The sequence below is a fragment of the Proteiniclasticum ruminis genome (assembly GCF_900115135.1).
Lineage (GTDB): Bacteria > Bacillota > Clostridia > Clostridiales > Clostridiaceae > Proteiniclasticum > Proteiniclasticum ruminis_A.
The window spans coordinates 183,085-198,800 of record NZ_FOVK01000005.1 but is presented as its reverse complement, the minus strand read 5'-3'; the positions used below and the strand labels follow the sequence as shown (position 1 = coordinate 198,800).

Sequence of the window (15,716 nt, the reverse complement as noted above, 5' to 3'; positions counted from 1 at the left end):
AACCTTCTTGTAGCCAGTTGTCCAGAATTATGATAGATTGCCATATGCTTACCGCTAAAGCCCTTTTCTTGGAGATTCTCCTGTAGAGTACTCCTTTTGATACTTCCCGGTGATACTAATCCATCCCATTCAAGAATTCTAATAATCTCGGACACGCTGCGGCTGGGGACTTCTTTCCGTAGTCTTATCGCTTCATCAAGAATTTCAGGAGAAATCACTCGGGAGGATTCACTGGATTTGGATTTAGGAATCAGACCGTTGAATCCCTTTTTCTGGTAATCAGAGAGATAGCGACGTATTGTCCGTTCAGAAAGTCCTGTCTCACGACAGATTCTTTCTTTGATGAGTCTGGCCTCTCCACGATCAAGTCCGTGGGAAAGAAGAGGTGCTATCAGCATAGCCCTCTGGGTTGCAATATCTTGAGCTTTTTCTTTGTCTTTCATGTCATACCTCCATTTTTTATTGGTTATGACATGATTTTATGAGAGTTCTTTCTGGACACCTACACGAACTGGGTATGTATCCAATGATTATTATTTACCAATATTCGGACAAGCCTCTTCAGCCAACCTGAAGACTTATCCACAAAGAAATGTATCCTTGAGAGTATGGATCTGGGAAGGGTGGACAGATCAACCCCAGAACCCTTATTGAGCACGGTATATACACCAATCAAACCACCAACCAGAGCGTCCGCTCTGTGATAGAACCAGTTTCTAATTCTCTGGATGGTGGATTCTTCTAAGGGAACCTCCTGAGTATCCTTCTCGATGATCTTCTCCAAGATCTCAGCTGCATGTATTTTATAAGGAACTAGGATGTCAGGCAATTCGTGGTGGATTTTCCTGCAAACGTTGTTAAGACATCTCATTCTTCGCACGATAAGGGTTTGTCTGCTTCCTGTACCTTCTATCACATAACGCCTTCTAGACCCTATAACTTCAAGTTTCCCCATACAGATTGGGCATACACTTTTCTCCATACTCCTAACAAAAAACGCTCTTTTCGCTATTCCATTCCAATTCAAAGTTTGTTATAATTACCATGCTATTAAGTTAGTAAGGGACCCTTCCAAACACTCTGGGCAAACATGAGGTGGAAGGGTCTCTTTCTATTTCTCCTTAAGTATTCTTAAGGACAGTATATCCGTCTATTCACGGACAAACAACTCCGTCATATTTATGTCATTTCACGAGAGCAAAAACATTATAGGTTAATAAGATTCTGAAAAGATCCTCTTCTTCAAAGGATTTGATTCCACTAATCTCCATAATTCGGTTAAGTCGGTGAATCATGGAGTTTCTATGGATAAAAAGTTTCTTCGCTGTTTCTGATAAATTGTACTGCGTATTAATATATAAGAGCAGCGAGATGCATAGGAAGAGTTGTGGTCTTTATCATATTGCAGCAGATTCTGAATGCCCCCATGAGCATAGTCAGAAAGAGGTGTTTTCAGTTGAAGTTCACGGATGAGATAAAGATCATAGTATTCATCATAGGAATAAATCGGAGATTTAGGTGAGAGTTTTTTGCCGTAGGTGAAGGCGTAAGCTGCCTGCTCATGGGCTGTCCTTAGTTTTCTCAAATGGTCAAAGGGAAAACTGACACCACAACACAGGTCATTGGTAGTGAGAAGCGTTCTTAGCGTCTCCCAAAAAGGGCTCAACTCTTCTTGGTCACGGAAACTTACAAGAATGAGAACTGATTTGTTGATGTAGACACGCTGAACCTGGCTTGAATATGTAGAAAGGTAAGAACATACGTATTCTATCTTGTAATGAGTATATATACTGGCCTCTATAGGAATGTAGAGCAGGTAAAAATTTGGATGGGGATACCACTTGGAAGCTCGCAATCGGTGTTCAATCTCATCCTCTTCCATGGCTGTATCCTGAATAAGATCAATGAAAAGATTTTCAAGCAATGTTCCCGTCAGTTTTGAAACTGCAGGGTTCTTTGAAAGTTCCACAGACAATACTGAAGAGAGGATGCTTGTTAGAAGTATATCTTCTTCAGTAAGAGGGTGGTTGACCTCAAAAACACCAACATAACCAACGGCTTTATCAGCGATGCAAATCTTGCCAAGAATACGATTCATATTCTTCCCAATACCATCCGATATGAGAATGGGCTGATCACTTGTAAGAACCCGATCAATGATTTGTTCTTTATTAAACTTCTCAATTACCTCCAAAGAGGACATGCCATGAACGATAATATCATGCCATACAGGATCATCTACTTCAGTATCTCTAGAATAATCTAGTAGACGGAAGGATGAGTCTGATACGGAAAGAGGATTACCCAGAATTTTCGAAGCCACCTGAACTAAATTACTCATTCCTCTCCCTGATACCAGGGCTTCATATAGCCGCAATGATTTTTCCTGAATTGAAGATTTTGCTGAACTTTCTTTATGATTCATCCCTATACTCCTCAAGCGAAATAATAAAACTGTGCATAATGCACAGTTTTGTTAATATTATATCATATGTTCATCACGATGCTAAGGTGAGAACTAGATGGTATGATTATTAGCAGTGATAAAAAAATAACAAATCTAGGGGGAGAGATGAAGTTTTATGAACTAAAAGAGCATTGAACGATGGATGAGTACCATGCAAGTCATATTAGTAACGAAGAAAAGGAATCAAGTAAAAATGATCTATGAACATTAGGAGGCTGACATGAAAAAGACTATTACAAGACTGATTGCTATATCCTTAATCCTTGGGATGTTCTCGGGCTGCTCTAAAGAAGGAGCAGAGGAGACACCTGTGGTGGAGTCACCAGGTCAAGTGGAGCAGAAACTCAAAACATCAACAGGAGAAGATGCGCCAGATTACAGTGAGACGCTTACCACAGATGTTCTTGTTTTGGGTGGTGGTGGAGCAGGGATTACCAGTGCACTTACAGCTTCCGAAAATGGAAGTAAGGTCATACTGGTAGAAAAAATCGCATACCTTGGGGGTGCCACCATTATTTCTGGTGGGATTGTTCCTGCAGCAGGAACAAAACAGCAGAAAGAAGCTGGAATAGTTGACAATAACGAATTATTCGTTCGGGATATTTTTAGGCCAAGCTCTTACAGTGTTCGGAAAGATCTGGTGTATACCATAGCGGAAAATGCCAAAGGGGTCATCGAATGGCTGGAAGAACAAGGAGTTGTCATGAGCCTGATTACAAATAATCTGTTCTATGGTCAGTCCAACTACCGAATGCATATTGCGGAAGGTAGTGGAGCTGGTATGACTCAGAAGCTTATTTCAAATCTAAATGATGACGAAAACATTGAAGTGATGCTTAATTCTCCAGCAGTGGAACTTGCTATAGAAGATGGTGCTGTGGTGGGTGCATTTATCCATAAAAATAACAGTGAAACCATCCTCATTCGTGCAGAAAATACAATTTTAGCCACCAGTGGCTTTGCCGCCAATAAAGAAATGCTGGAAGAGTATATTCCGGAAATGGTCGATGCGTATCCGCTGGTAGCTCCTGGAGCAACAGGAGAGGGAATTCTTTGGGGTCAGAACCTTGGAGCGGAAGTAGCCAATATGAAAGCTTACCAAGGCCATGGAGTGTTCAGTGAAGAACTGGGAAGATCAGTAGATCTTAATATTCTATACCGTGGCGGAATTCTAGTGAATATGAATGGTCATAGATTTACAAATGAACATAAAGGCTATTCAGAGCTTTCACCAGAAGTGCTGGCTCAAGACACAAATAATGTATATATGATCTTCAACAAGGCAAATGCGGAACAGACCAGTCAGTTTCAGGATTATGTTGATGCAGGGATTATAACAGAGGCCAACAGCATAGATGAGCTGTCAGCTAAGCTGAATTTAGATCAGAAGAAAGTTGCAGCATCTGTGGAAGACTTTTTGAATGGCATAAAGACTGGGCAAGATAGCTTGAACAGAACTTTATTTCCGGAACATTTTGATGGACCTTATTATGCATTGAAAATCACAGCTGACTTAAGGCATACACAAGGAGGGCTGGTGACCGATGTAGTGGGCCAGGTCTTAAAATCAGATGGAACACTTATAAAAGGACTCTATGCGGCTGGTGGAGTGATGGAAGGATTCTCAGATACTGCAGGCCCTGGTTATATGTCTGGTAATGGATTGTTACAAGCTTTTGTTTTTGGAAGGCTTGCTGGTAAACAAGCAGCCACTACTAAAAGAGATGAAGCGAAAGTTGTGGTAATGGAATTTGAGAAAGAGGTTTCAGAAGAAAAACCTTCAGACACAGAAACACCGGACGGCGATACTGTTTTTAAAGATGGTGTCTACGAAGGTACTGGAAAAGGATACCATGGAGACATAAAAGTGAAGGTTCTAGTTGAGAACAGTAAAATTAAAAATGTGGAGATTCTTGAGCAGTCAGAAACGGAAACCATTTTTAAAGCTGCAGAGAAACCGATTATTGATTCTATTGTAGCCAACAACACGTATTCTGTTGATGCTGTTACCGGATCAACAAAGTCCAGTAAAGGCATAATGATGGCAGTTGAAAATGCCTTAGAATCAGCGAAATAGGCAGCAACATATTCTATGTGGATTAAGTTTTATCGACGAGTAACGTATTAAAAACAGTGTAATAGAGGTACGCAAGAGCAGTTTGCTAAAGAATTGCTCTTGTGTGCTTTTTATTTTGAATAACTTACCGACGATATACTACGATATTTGATGTTCCTATGAGGATACTGTTTTACAAAGTCATCATTTGATGTCATATTTTGCCTATTGATAGCTATAATGAAGAACTGAAGTTAGGAAAGTGATGAGTCAGATACCTATCTTCCTATGTATGAAGGTATCAACCGATTCATTCAGTAGAACTTAAAAACTGAAACTGGTTCGTGGCAACCTACAACATAGTCATAACAATCGTTCACGATTTGTGAAAAGCACTACATAATGATTGATAACTATCTATAAGGTGTGTTATGCTTATAGAGGAATTGCATAACATTGCATAAAATTGTAATTTATAAATAAGAGTATATACGTTAAGCGTTGAGGGCTAAGAATGATCATTTATATTCTCCTGGCATTTCTTATCGCCAGAATGAAAGGCTACAGCATAAAACCTATCCTGAGAGACAGATCGCTCTACCCATTATTTGTGGCAGAAATTCTGTATCTTATGTTGCAGACTTCTGTGTTCCTTGGATACTACAGATTCATTCCTTATGCAGGAACTTTTAAAACCCTATATCTTTACACACTCATCGTTCCCATTGTGGTGCATAGGCTCTATAAAGCAGGATTTTTAGGATCTATCATGCTCACTGTGGGCTCTTTTTTAAACAGATTCGTCATGAGTCAAAATGGCGGGAAAATGCCTGTCTATGCTACGCTTTCCAAGTATACAGGGTACTTTGATGAAAAGGTCCTGGGGACCATAGATCAAGTGCATATTCTAGGAACCGAACAAACGAAATATAAAATCCTGACAGATTTCATTGATGTGGGATACAGTATCCTAAGCATTGGAGATATACTTATACACGCATTCATTTTTATCGTGGTCTATGACACAATAAAATCATACCATAGCAGTAAAACAAATCAGACTGGAAAAGAAAGGGAAACAACTTTATGGAACAACTTGAGCTAATTCTTATTAAATATATCTTAGGCTTCGGACTTCAGAGCTTTCTACTTGTCCTTGGCATCTATACCTTCAATAAAGAAAAGTTTCACCTTAAAAATTACTTGATTACATCCCTTGTTGTGACTTTAGTCACCTTCATTATGAAACTTCTGCCTATTTCTGTAGGAGTTCAGACCATTATGAACATGCTTTTTTTGTACCTCATCTGCGTTACTTATCTGAAGATGCATCCATACATTACCATACGTTCTACATCGTTTTGTGTGGTATTGATTTTGCTCTCAGAAATGATAGTTACTGCTGTAACAGTGATGTTTATCGGACAGGATAAGTTTCAAATGATTATTCGAGATACTTTCCAGAGGAACTATATCGGAACATTTGCAAATATTGTATTTGCCGTTATAATTGCAGTATTCTTCTTTATGTTCCATCGAAAGGGTGAGTACCATAGAAGCATTGGCAACTAGAATCGCTGAAGTAATTACTTTAAGACTCAGTTTGGAAAAAGAAAAACAATCAGTAATACGATACGGTCTCATAGGAATGCTTCAAATACTTACACTTTTTTTTATGACTGTTATCATGGGGCTACTAACAAAGACCCTTTATGAGAGCATAGTAGTCTTTCTTGCTGTAGGATTCATCAGAAAATCAACTGGTGGTGCCCATGCTAAAACCATGGGTGGTTGCAATAGTGTAAGCATTCTGTCTATCGCTATCCTAGCAATTACCTCTAGATATTTTTTGGGCGTACCCATAGATTTGATTATGAATATTGGAATCACAACAATAGTGTTTTTGATTTCATTTTATATTTTTTATCTAAGAGTACCAGTAGATAGCCCGAATAAACCCATCGTGAATCCTGAGAAAATCAGAAGACTAAGACGAGAAAGTTTTGGGAAACTGATATTGCTTATGATACTCACCATTATCGCTTTTTTAGCAGCGACCGAAGTAGAGAGACTCTACAGTATTGCTAGTAGTTTAAGGGTGGCTGTTTTGTGGCAAACCTTTACCCTGACAAACAGGGGCGGAGCCGTTCTAGCAACAGCAGATACAATGGTGGGGGAATTTTTTAATCAAGTACAACAAAGGGTACGAAGGGGTCATTAAATTGCGGTCCAATATTATGATATAGGATATTACATGGAAAGGGGGAAAGAACATGAAGAAAAAAAATCTATGGACACTTCTAGCTGCCATTGCGACTGTATTTGCCACCACCATGGCAACTTCAGCATGCATTTATTATTTCTATCAGCCTGAAGAGCCAGAGTCACTAAAAGATCTGTAACAGAAAACGTGAAAAGACTTGTTTACACAAGTCTTTTCATCATTTATATAGAGAAAGCGGGGGAGAACCATGTGGAATATAATTCCATCCTTGAGCAGCAGGAAACGAGAACAGATCAGAATTATGTTCTTTACCGTGAAAATTCTTGCTCTATTCTTCAGTGCCATTCCCATACTGGAGTATTTTAATAAAAAATATCAGGGTTATGACATTTACAATATTTATTACATAGGGATGACATTCATTATTTTTAGTATCATTATGTTATTTCTTATGTTTATTTTTAATAAGAAGAAACACGAAAAAGAATATTATATATTAGAAATCATTATTTTCACAATAGTATTTATTTTTTCTATCTATATTAGCGGTGCCAATGTAAGCGAAAATAAGTACATTTTTTTGTTCCTTATTATTTCTTATACAATAGAACATGGTATGAAGATTGGGATTATAATGGCTGCCATCTCCACAGGAGTCATAGCCTTTATGGATCTATTCCTTGGTGATAATACAGGTGTGAATATACAGTTTGAAAATGATTTAGCGCTTTTTGCCATGTTCTTTTTAGTAGCGTGGACCATCGGATATTATTCAAAGTTGGAACAGAGGCATATCCGAGAACTTACAAATTTTGCCAATATTGACGGACTTACTGGGGCTTATAACCATAGGTACTTTTATGAGGTTTTAGAAAAACTATTTGAAAAAAGTAGAATTGACGAGACACCACTGTCCCTGGTGATGCTGGATCTGGATAACTTCAAGACCTATAACGATGTTTATGGTCATGCCCAGGGAGATGCCTTCCTGAAAGAAATCGCAGGGGTACTAAAAGAAACCATCAGAGAGACAGATCTACATTGCCGCTATGGTGGAGACGAGTTCTGCGTCATCCTGCCGGATACGGACAAGGAAGAAGCCTGCAAGATGGCAGACAGATTACGGGAAGCCATCTGCAATTATGACTACCATGGCAAAGAAAACATGAACAACCAGATGATGACCGCCTCCATAGGCGTCTCCACCAGCAGCATGCAGATGGAACGACATATGAGCCTCATTGAGAATGCGGACATGGCTCTTTATCGGGCAAAGTTCTTAAGAAGAAACAAGGTGGAAGTCTATTCCTCCATCTTTGACCACATCATGGAAAAAGAACCCAATGAGGACCTCTTGGAGGAAATGAAGCCTCTAAAAACCCTCATGACGGTGATTAACTCCAGAGACACCTACACCTTCAATCATGTGGAACGGGTCTTCCACTATTCAAGGATTGTGGCAGACCATATGAAGCTTTCTCCAGAAGACAAGAGAAGTCTCCTTTTTGGGGCATATCTCCATGATCTTGGTAAGATCAATACGTCTAAGGAAACCCTCATCACCAATCAGAGGCTCACCGATGCCCAGTGGGAAGAACTGAAGAAGCATCCCCAGGACAGTGCGGACATCCTCAGTCAGATCCGTGGATTTGAGAAAATCGTACCCATTGTACTTCAGCATCATGAGAAGTATGACGGCACGGGCTATCCGAAAGGGCTGAAGGGAGAGGAAATCCATCCTCTGGCAAGGATTCTCACCATCGTGGATTCCTTCGACGCCATGACCAACCAAAGACCGTACCAGAAGGCCAAAACCTTCCAGGAGGCTTTTGAAGAAATCAAACGCTGCAAGGGCACCCACTTTGATCCCTATATGGCGGATCAGTTCATGGAAGCGCTGAAAGAAATGTAGGAAGATCCTAGAGGATGATAAGAAGGCGTAAAGGAATCTTTATACCATAATGCAGAAAGAAGCACTGATAGAGAATGAACTGCTCCCTGTCAGTGCTTTTAATCTGCATATAAGCCCTATAAAATGGAAAATCTGGCTCTAAGGAAATTTTCCTGAGGCACCAAAAGAATAGAAATCGATAAAGAAGAAAATATTACAGCAATAAAGTGCATTGCATATCGGAAGTCTTAATGTTATAGTATCTGTAGATTCAGGTTTTAGTATACTAGATGGAAAAAAGAAATGAATCTACACAAAAAAATATCAGGCACAGATAAAAGGAAGTCCGGTGAAACCGGCACAGGCTTGCCCCTACTGTATGCGGGTACGAATGATGACCATTGTTCTTTCAAAGAATGAGAAGGTCTCAGAGTAGAATGATCCGTAAGTCAGGATACTTTTATCAACGTGCTGATTAGGTTATTCTTGGGTAAGAGAATGAGACGATTTGAGATGCAGCAGCGTTTCCGTTCTCTACGGTACGCTGTTTTTATTTTTAGAATAATCTGACGTTTTAAGATCCATTAAAAGGCAAAAGAAAAACTGTACAGATGAAATGTTTGGTCGACGCCCATCTGTACAGTACCCGCAAAAACAAGCATTCAAGGAATGCTCTCTTTCTTGCGCCTTAAATTATACCTAAAAGGAGGTCGGGAATCAAGTGCGAGAACAGAAGGATGAACAGAAGAAGAAACGGCCCTCCAAGGCCAGAAAAAACAGCATCTATAACGGAGTAATGATTCTGATTCTAGTGGCCATTGTATTTTCCGCAGCCATGTTCGTCGGAAATATCCGCGGATGGTTCACAGAAGGCGGAAGCATTCTGGTGACAGGAAAATCAGGTCTTGCCCATGTGGAGAGAAAGGGCATCGCCTACAGTCTCCAAGAAGGAACTATTCTAAAAGAAGGGGACCGTCTGAAAACCCTGGATGGGGCCAGTGTCCACCTTGAGATTCCAGGCCAAGGAGAAGCGGTGCTCCATGAGGATACCACCCTAATGATCCAGGAAGAAAAAGAAAACACGCTAGGACTCCAGGTCATGAACGGAGAAGTGTTTTTTCATACGAACACCAAAGATAATAAATCACTTTCAGTCTTTGCAAAGGAAGAAGAACTGTCCTCTGCTACAGGAGTCTTCTCTGTCAGTGTCCGTCAGGGGACAAGCACCGTTTATGTCTATGGTGGTGAGGTAATACACTGCAGAATAGAGGAAGAAACCCTTCTTCAGAAGGGAGACATGCTCACCATCCTGAAAACTGAAAAAGAAGAGAACCTTTATGAGAAAAGAAGGCTTACGGAAGAGACTCTTTCAGACTTCATTCTGCGTCAGCTGCAGAAAGACTATGAAGGAAAAGATCTGTTCCTCACAAAGGAGGAGGCAGAAAGAATCCTAGGGAAGAGGCAGGAAACAGTAAGCCTTGTGCTGGAAGAGCAAATAAATCAAGAAACCCTCTCCAAGAAAGAGGAGGGAGACAAAGAACCGGGGAAGAGTCCGGAAGAAGAAGTGAATGAAACCCAGGCTGGAGGAGAAAAAGCACCTTCCGAAAGCCAGGAAAAAAATCCTTCAAAGGAACCTCAAGATGAGAAAAAGGAACCAGGAATCGCATCAGGTAACATAGAAGCGCAGCCAGGAAAGACCAAAGAGACAGAAAAGGAAAAGAAAGAAGAACAGCCCACGGAGATTGTGCCACCGGTGGCTGAACCAGAAAAACCTCAGAAACCTGCGGCCAAAGTTCTGAAAGCTACCATCTCCATCCGGGTGGACAGCATTTTGGACAATATGAAAGATCTCACCCCAGGGAAAGAACAGTACGTGCCTCAAAATGGGGTTCTGTTAAAAGCCACCACGGTGGAATTCACCCAAGGGGAAACAGTGTTTGATGTGCTGAAAAGAGTGGCAAAGGCCGCGAACATGCAGCTGGAATATGCCTATACGCCGCTATATAAGAGCTACTACGTGGAAGGCATCCAGCATCTCTATGAATTTGATGTGGGTTCTGAATCCGGATGGATGTATCAGGTGAACGGATGGTTCCCCAATTACGGAAGTTCAGCCTACAAGCTGAAAGACGGGGATGTCATCCTCTGGGCCTACACCTGTAAAGGACTGGGCGCAGACATAGGCGGATCTGTACTGTAGAGGAAAGTAAAAAGAGCAAAATAACAGCAAGAAGAAACAAGAAGGAACAAGAAGGAGCGTTATTTCAATGAAATTAAAAAACAGATGGATCTCCTCCCTACTACTACTCCTCATGATGATCAATCTGCTGCCGGTTTCGGTAAAAGCAGAAGAAGCACTGGGCTTTGTCAAGGTCATCGTCGAGAACACCACCTTCCTGGAGGAAGTGGAGGGCACTCCGCCCGCCTGGACAGGAGTACTCATAGAAGAGAATGTGCCCCTGGAAGACGAGTCCACCATGATGAGCCTTGTGGCCGATGCCCTGAAATCAAAAGACTATGAAATAATAGGGGCAGAGTATAACTACATCTCCTCCATCCATGGACTGGAAGCCTTCCATGGGGGCAGCATGAGCGGCTGGATGGGGACACTGAACGACTGGTTCACAGACCGGGGATTTGGAGAGTTCACCGTGAAAAATGGAGAACTGAAAAATGGAGACGAGATCCGAATCCAATATACGAAAAACTGGGGAGAAGACCTGGGGATGAACTGGTCCAGCTCGGACCAGAGCCTAAAAACCATCCAGTTCAATGAGGGCACCCTAAGCCCAGCCTTTGACAGCGGTGTGACGGCGTATACCCTGACCCTGCCAAAATCTCTTCAAAAGCTTCGGGTAACACCCACCGCTGCGAACAAGAATTTTAAAGTGGAAGCGTTTTTAGAAGATGAGGGGTACCGACGAAACGACGACATCCCTGTGGCCTTTGGGAAAGACCTCCGTCTTACCGTAGGCGGAGAGACCGGTAAAGTCTACACCTTCTTACTGGTTCCAGGAAATGAGGTGCCAGTAAGAAAAGAGAATGTGCAGGAGAAAGCCGAAGGTTTCCTCACCCTAGGAAAGACCCTGGAGATGAACCTGTCTGATTTCTTCACCGATGAAGATGGAGACGATCTGACCTATACCGTGTCCATAGACGGAGAGAAAGAAATAGAAGCCCTGAATGCCTTTTTGTTCACCCCGGAAGAAGAAAAGACCTATGAACTGGTTTTCCGTGCCCATGATGGGGAAGCATACTCTAAAGACACGTATACCCTGATCCTTCAGGTGTCGAAAGAGAAGGAAAGCCTTCTGCAGTCTCTTCTCATCCACACTTCCTACAGCCCCACTGATGCCACGGTGCTTCTGAAAAATCCTGGCGAAGCCTATAAAACAGAAGCGGTCTTTCAGAAGGAAGAGAAAAGCTATACCCTAGCTGCCCAGACCGATGGGGTGACCCAGCTGAGATTCCGGGCAATGCCGGAAGAAGGCAGTGCAAAAGTGATCCTTTACTATGGGGAAGGACAAAGTAAAGACATCACCTGGAAAAGCGGATCCTCCAAATGGGCGGATGTGCTGGTGCCAGGAAAGAACGAGTTCCGGCTGGAAGTGCAGCCGGAAGAAGGATCAGAGAAGAAAGCCGGTGTGTACTACTTTTCAGTAGATGTTCTGCCCACCCTTACAGATCTTCGCCTCTTGGAAGGAAAGACCCCTTACGATCTGGACAAGGCTTTTAGTCCAACAGAAAAAGAGTATACGGTGATCCTTCCAGAGGATCTAGACACTGTGAAGATTGAGGCTGAACCAGCCAAGAGCGGCTATGTGATGACATATGACGGAGAAGCGTCCAGCATAGTGGATCTTCGCGGAAAAGACAAAATCACCGTTTCGGTGTCCACCTCAGACGAAAAAGATGCTTTGTCAGAAACCTATACCCTGAACCTTCAACGGGCACAGCGAAAAGCAGTGCAGTTTGAGGTTTCACCAGAAGATGCTCTGGTGAAAGTCTATGATGAAGAAGGAAGAGCCGTGGAACCGGATGAAACCGGAACCTACAGAGGACTCTTTGGCGTGAAGTCCTATACCTACAGCATCACAAAATATGGCTATATCACAAAGCAAGGTCCAATTCCTGCCGAAGGCGGAGTCCTTACAGCTTCCTTGGAGAAAGTCACTGGAAATAAGCTCCCTGAAGTGGATGCCTACTGGAAAAATTTCAGAGGCAGCGACAGCAACATGGCCATCACAGATGTGAAACTGCCCATTGATACAGAAAACATCAACCTCAAGTGGAACAAGAAGCTTGGCAGCGGCTGGAGTGCAGCACCCAGTGTGCAGATCATTGTGGATAATGCCCTGATCGTCATGGCAGGCACGGTGATCTACAAGCTGGATTTAAGAACCGGTGAAATTCTCGCCCAAGGGGACATGGTGGGTTCTCCAAGTTTTGGGTATACTCCCCCCACCTATGCAGAAGGGATGATTTTTGCACCACTTGGCAATGGCACCATCCAGGCGTTTAACGCCAAGACCCTGGAATCTGTCTGGGTCTACAAGGATGCGCTGGGGGGCCAGTCCTTGAGCGCCATTGCTTATGAGGATGGATACATTTATACAGGATTCTGGAACGGAGAAACAAGGGATGCAAATTTTGTCAGCATCAGTGTCACCGATGAGGATCCAGAAAATACAAAGGAAGCAAAAGAAGCCAGCTGGAAATACACCCATAAGGGTGGCTTCTACTGGGCCGGAGCAGTGGTGGTAGGAGATACCGTCATTGTGGGATCTGATGATGGAACCAGCGGATTTGGCGGCACATCCACCTTATTTGCCTTCCACCAGTTCACCGGTGAAGTGATTTCAGCCCTGGAAATTGTTGGCGATCAGAGATCTGCCATCGCTTATGAGAAAGAAAGCGGCAGGGTGTATTTCACCACGAAAAATGGGTATCTCTACCGGGCAGACGTGGATCCTGTCACGGGCGTTCTCTCAAACCTTCATGGGATAAACCATAACGCCCAGTCCACCGCAACCCCTGTGGTCTACAAGAACCGTGTGTATGTGGGGGTAGGTTCAGGCATCAGCGCTACAGGCTCCTCAGGGAACCTTCTGGTGGCGGATGCAGAAAGCCTGGAAATGATCTATGCAGTGGGACTGAAAGGCTATCCTCAGAACGCAGTGCTTCTCACCACGGCTTATGAGAAAGAGACAGGATTCATCTATCTCTACTCCACCTACAACGCCCTGCCTGGTGGTATATCCATGATCAAAGCCGATCCTAACGCCACCTCCGGGGAAGACGCAGAACTCATCGAGCTCTATGATGCGGCAGGCTTTGCCCAGTACAATTTAACAGGCATCATTCATGATGCCCGTGGAACCCTGTTCTATAAAAATGACTCTGGAAATGTTCTGGCTGTGGGGGTGCCTGAAGCTCTGGGGGTCATAAAGCTCATCGACGCCATCGGCGACGTGACACTTGACTCCAAGGATGCGCTGATCATTGCAAGAAATGCCTATGAGGCCATGTACGAGGAAGAAAAAGCCCAGGTCACAAACTATGAGGTTCTTGTTCAAAAAGAGAAGACCTATAGAGAACTGATCCTCCATCATGTCCACGGACTCATTGAAAAGATCGGAGCGGTGAGCCTTCAGAGTGAGCCACAGATCCTTCTTGCACGAGTAGCCTATGACAGCCTGACAGAAGCTGAAAAAGAAGGGATCAAAACCCTTGATGTTCTTCTGGATGCAGAAAGAAGCCTTGGGCTTCTGAAAAATCAGATCCAGAGGGTGATAGAGCTCATCGATGACATTGGCGACGTGACCCTTTTGAAAGAAGAAACCATCAGATCCGCAAGAAGATCTTATGAAGCTCTCACCATGGAGCAGAAAGAGCAAGTGCATAATGTGGACTGGCTCCTTTATGCAGAAGAAAAACTGTTGTATCTGCAATCTGAGGAAGCGGACAAAACTGCCGCAGGGAAGGTGATGGACCTCATCCGCAGCATCGGCGCTGTGAGTGAAAAGAGCAAAGAGGCTCTTGTTGAGGCAAGAAACGCCTATGAGGCCCTCACCCTAAGGCAGAAAAGTCTCGTGACAAACCTAAAAGTTCTTCAGGAAGCAGAAGCTTTCTACGAATTCCTTCTGAACGAACCAGAAGAAGACAAGGAAGAAGAGAAAAATGAAGATCAAGAAGTGCCGAAAGAGGAAGGGAAGAATCCACAGGAGGGACCATCCAAGGAAGAAAAACCTGATAAAGCGCCATCCACGGGAGGAGGAGTCCCTCTAGAAGAGGAAAAAGACGATGCAGTCAAGGAGGAGAGCTCAGTTTCTGAGGATGCGGAAGAAGAAGAAACTCTAGAACGCGTCAGAAACATGATCCGCAGTCTGAAAGTGGAGTCTGACGGCTTGACTGACCTGAAGGCCCTTTTTGAAGCATACAGCGCCTATGAATCTCTTTCTGAGGAAGAGAAGAAGGAAGTGGAAAATGCAGAGAATCTTAAGGCCTATACAGAAGCTTATAAAAAGCACCATCATCAGGACCCTGAGACCCAGATAAAGGTCCAGGGACTGCCCTGGTATGTGAAAATCCAGGTAGAGGTGCACTCTTTGGAAGAAGAGTCCCTGAAAAGATTTAAAGAAGAAGCCGCGGCCCACAAGATCCTTGGCATCTTCAACCTATCCATGCTCAATGCCCTGACAAAGGAGGAGTACATCCCAGAGGAAGCTCTGGAGGTCCGTATCCCGCGTCAAGAAGGCCATGAGGGACAGATTCTCATCCTCCACGAAAAAAAGGATGGAACCTTTGAATATCTGGAGGCGGTCCTGAAAGACAAAGAACTGGTTTTCAAGACAGAAAGCTTCTCCGTCTTTGGGGTCCTTGGACTGGAAGCCGGAGAGGCCTTAGAAGCGGCAGAAGTGGAGAAAAGCAGCGCCACCTTGTGGCTGGTGCTGGGGGTACTTCTGGCAGGGGCCTTGGTAGGAGTAACTGTCATGAGAAAGAAAAACACCAAGAGGGAATCCTGATTCCAGGCTGCCCCAAGAGAAAGAAGGTAAAGGGGAGATGTTTTCCTTTACCT

12 protein-coding genes and 1 riboswitch are annotated in these 15,716 nt (G+C 43.3%); of the genes, 8 read left to right on the top strand and 4 right to left on the bottom strand.

Features of this window, described 5'->3' with window-relative positions:
- From BM243_RS09410 to BM243_RS09395, 4 genes are all read right to left on the bottom strand, one after another.
- Positions 1-443, bottom strand: a 443-nt coding sequence (locus BM243_RS09410) for a helix-turn-helix domain-containing protein (protein WP_143093570.1), incomplete at its 3' end; no start/stop codon positions are given.
- 59 nt (positions 444-502) lie between these two features.
- A complete protein-coding gene (locus BM243_RS15265; protein ID WP_074912115.1) occupies positions 503-982 on the bottom strand; it encodes a DUF6431 domain-containing protein in 480 nt (159 codons plus the stop codon).
- Between the two features lie 202 nt (positions 983-1,184).
- Positions 1,185-1,310: a helix-turn-helix domain-containing protein gene (locus BM243_RS15580; protein ID WP_431602448.1), complete on the bottom strand. Its 126-nt coding sequence runs from the start codon at positions 1,308-1,310 to the stop codon at positions 1,185-1,187.
- The gene (locus BM243_RS09395) at positions 1,292-2,425 is read right to left on the bottom strand and encodes a hypothetical protein (RefSeq protein ID WP_074912114.1); all 1,134 of its coding nucleotides are present in this window, start codon (positions 2,423-2,425) and stop codon (positions 1,292-1,294) included. Before BM243_RS09395 ends, BM243_RS15580 begins: the two co-directional genes overlap by 19 nt.
- 262 nt (positions 2,426-2,687) lie before the next feature.
- On the opposite strand from BM243_RS09395, the gene BM243_RS09390 reads away from it, so the two are divergent.
- The 8 genes from BM243_RS09390 to BM243_RS09355 all read left to right on the top strand — a co-directional run bounded on the left by BM243_RS09390 (position 2,688) and on the right by BM243_RS09355 (position 15,663).
- Complete coding sequence (locus BM243_RS09390) at positions 2,688-4,544, top strand: FAD-dependent oxidoreductase (RefSeq protein ID WP_074912113.1); 1,857 nt, start codon at positions 2,688-2,690, stop codon at positions 4,542-4,544.
- Between the two features lie 493 nt (positions 4,545-5,037).
- Positions 5,038-5,628: a DUF5317 family protein gene (locus tag BM243_RS09385; RefSeq protein WP_074912112.1), complete on the top strand. Its 591-nt coding sequence runs from the start codon at positions 5,038-5,040 to the stop codon at positions 5,626-5,628.
- On the top strand, positions 5,610-6,095 hold the full coding sequence (locus tag BM243_RS15260) for a hypothetical protein (protein ID WP_074912111.1): 486 nt from the start codon (positions 5,610-5,612) through the stop codon (positions 6,093-6,095). The genes BM243_RS09385 and BM243_RS15260 overlap by 19 nt, the downstream gene beginning before the upstream one ends.
- Complete coding sequence (locus tag BM243_RS09375; protein ID WP_074912110.1) at positions 6,085-6,744, top strand: accessory gene regulator ArgB-like protein; 660 nt, start codon at positions 6,085-6,087, stop codon at positions 6,742-6,744. The genes BM243_RS15260 and BM243_RS09375 overlap by 11 nt, the downstream gene beginning before the upstream one ends.
- Before the next feature lie 52 nt (positions 6,745-6,796).
- Positions 6,797-6,925: a cyclic lactone autoinducer peptide gene (locus tag BM243_RS09370; RefSeq protein WP_074912109.1), complete on the top strand. Its 129-nt coding sequence runs from the start codon at positions 6,797-6,799 to the stop codon at positions 6,923-6,925.
- Positions 6,926-7,363: 438 nt separating this feature from the next.
- On the top strand, positions 7,364-8,659 hold the full coding sequence (locus tag BM243_RS09365) for a bifunctional diguanylate cyclase/phosphohydrolase (RefSeq protein WP_177213498.1): 1,296 nt from the start codon (positions 7,364-7,366) through the stop codon (positions 8,657-8,659).
- Between the two features lie 317 nt (positions 8,660-8,976).
- Positions 8,977-9,098, top strand: a riboswitch (cobalamin riboswitch).
- 261 nt (positions 9,099-9,359) lie between these two features.
- Positions 9,360-10,838: a DUF4430 domain-containing protein gene (locus tag BM243_RS09360; protein ID WP_074912107.1), complete on the top strand. Its 1,479-nt coding sequence runs from the start codon at positions 9,360-9,362 to the stop codon at positions 10,836-10,838.
- Positions 10,839-10,905: 67 nt separating this feature from the next.
- The gene (locus BM243_RS09355) at positions 10,906-15,663 is read left to right on the top strand and encodes a cadherin-like beta sandwich domain-containing protein (protein WP_074912106.1); all 4,758 of its coding nucleotides are present in this window, start codon (positions 10,906-10,908) and stop codon (positions 15,661-15,663) included.
- The last annotated feature ends 53 nt before the right edge of the window (positions 15,664-15,716 follow it).

Bases quoted from the DNA above. Each gene is read 5' to 3' on its own strand.
- BM243_RS09385 (WP_074912112.1), top strand. From the start codon at position 5,038: ATGATCATTTATATTCTCCTGGCATTTCTTATCGCCAGAATGAAAGGC.
- BM243_RS09390 (WP_074912113.1), top strand. From the start codon at position 2,688: ATGAAAAAGACTATTACAAGACTGATTGCTATATCCTTAATCCTTGGG.
- BM243_RS09365 (WP_177213498.1), top strand. From the start codon at position 7,364: ATGAAGATTGGGATTATAATGGCTGCCATCTCCACAGGAGTCATAGCC.
- BM243_RS15265 (WP_074912115.1), bottom strand. From the start codon at position 982: ATGGAGAAAAGTGTATGCCCAATCTGTATGGGGAAACTTGAAGTTATA.
- BM243_RS09370 (WP_074912109.1), top strand. From the start codon at position 6,797: ATGAAGAAAAAAAATCTATGGACACTTCTAGCTGCCATTGCGACTGTA.
- BM243_RS09355 (WP_074912106.1), top strand. From the start codon at position 10,906: ATGAAATTAAAAAACAGATGGATCTCCTCCCTACTACTACTCCTCATG.
- BM243_RS09395 (WP_074912114.1), bottom strand. From the start codon at position 2,425: ATGAATCATAAAGAAAGTTCAGCAAAATCTTCAATTCAGGAAAAATCA.
- BM243_RS15260 (WP_074912111.1), top strand. From the start codon at position 5,610: ATGGAACAACTTGAGCTAATTCTTATTAAATATATCTTAGGCTTCGGA.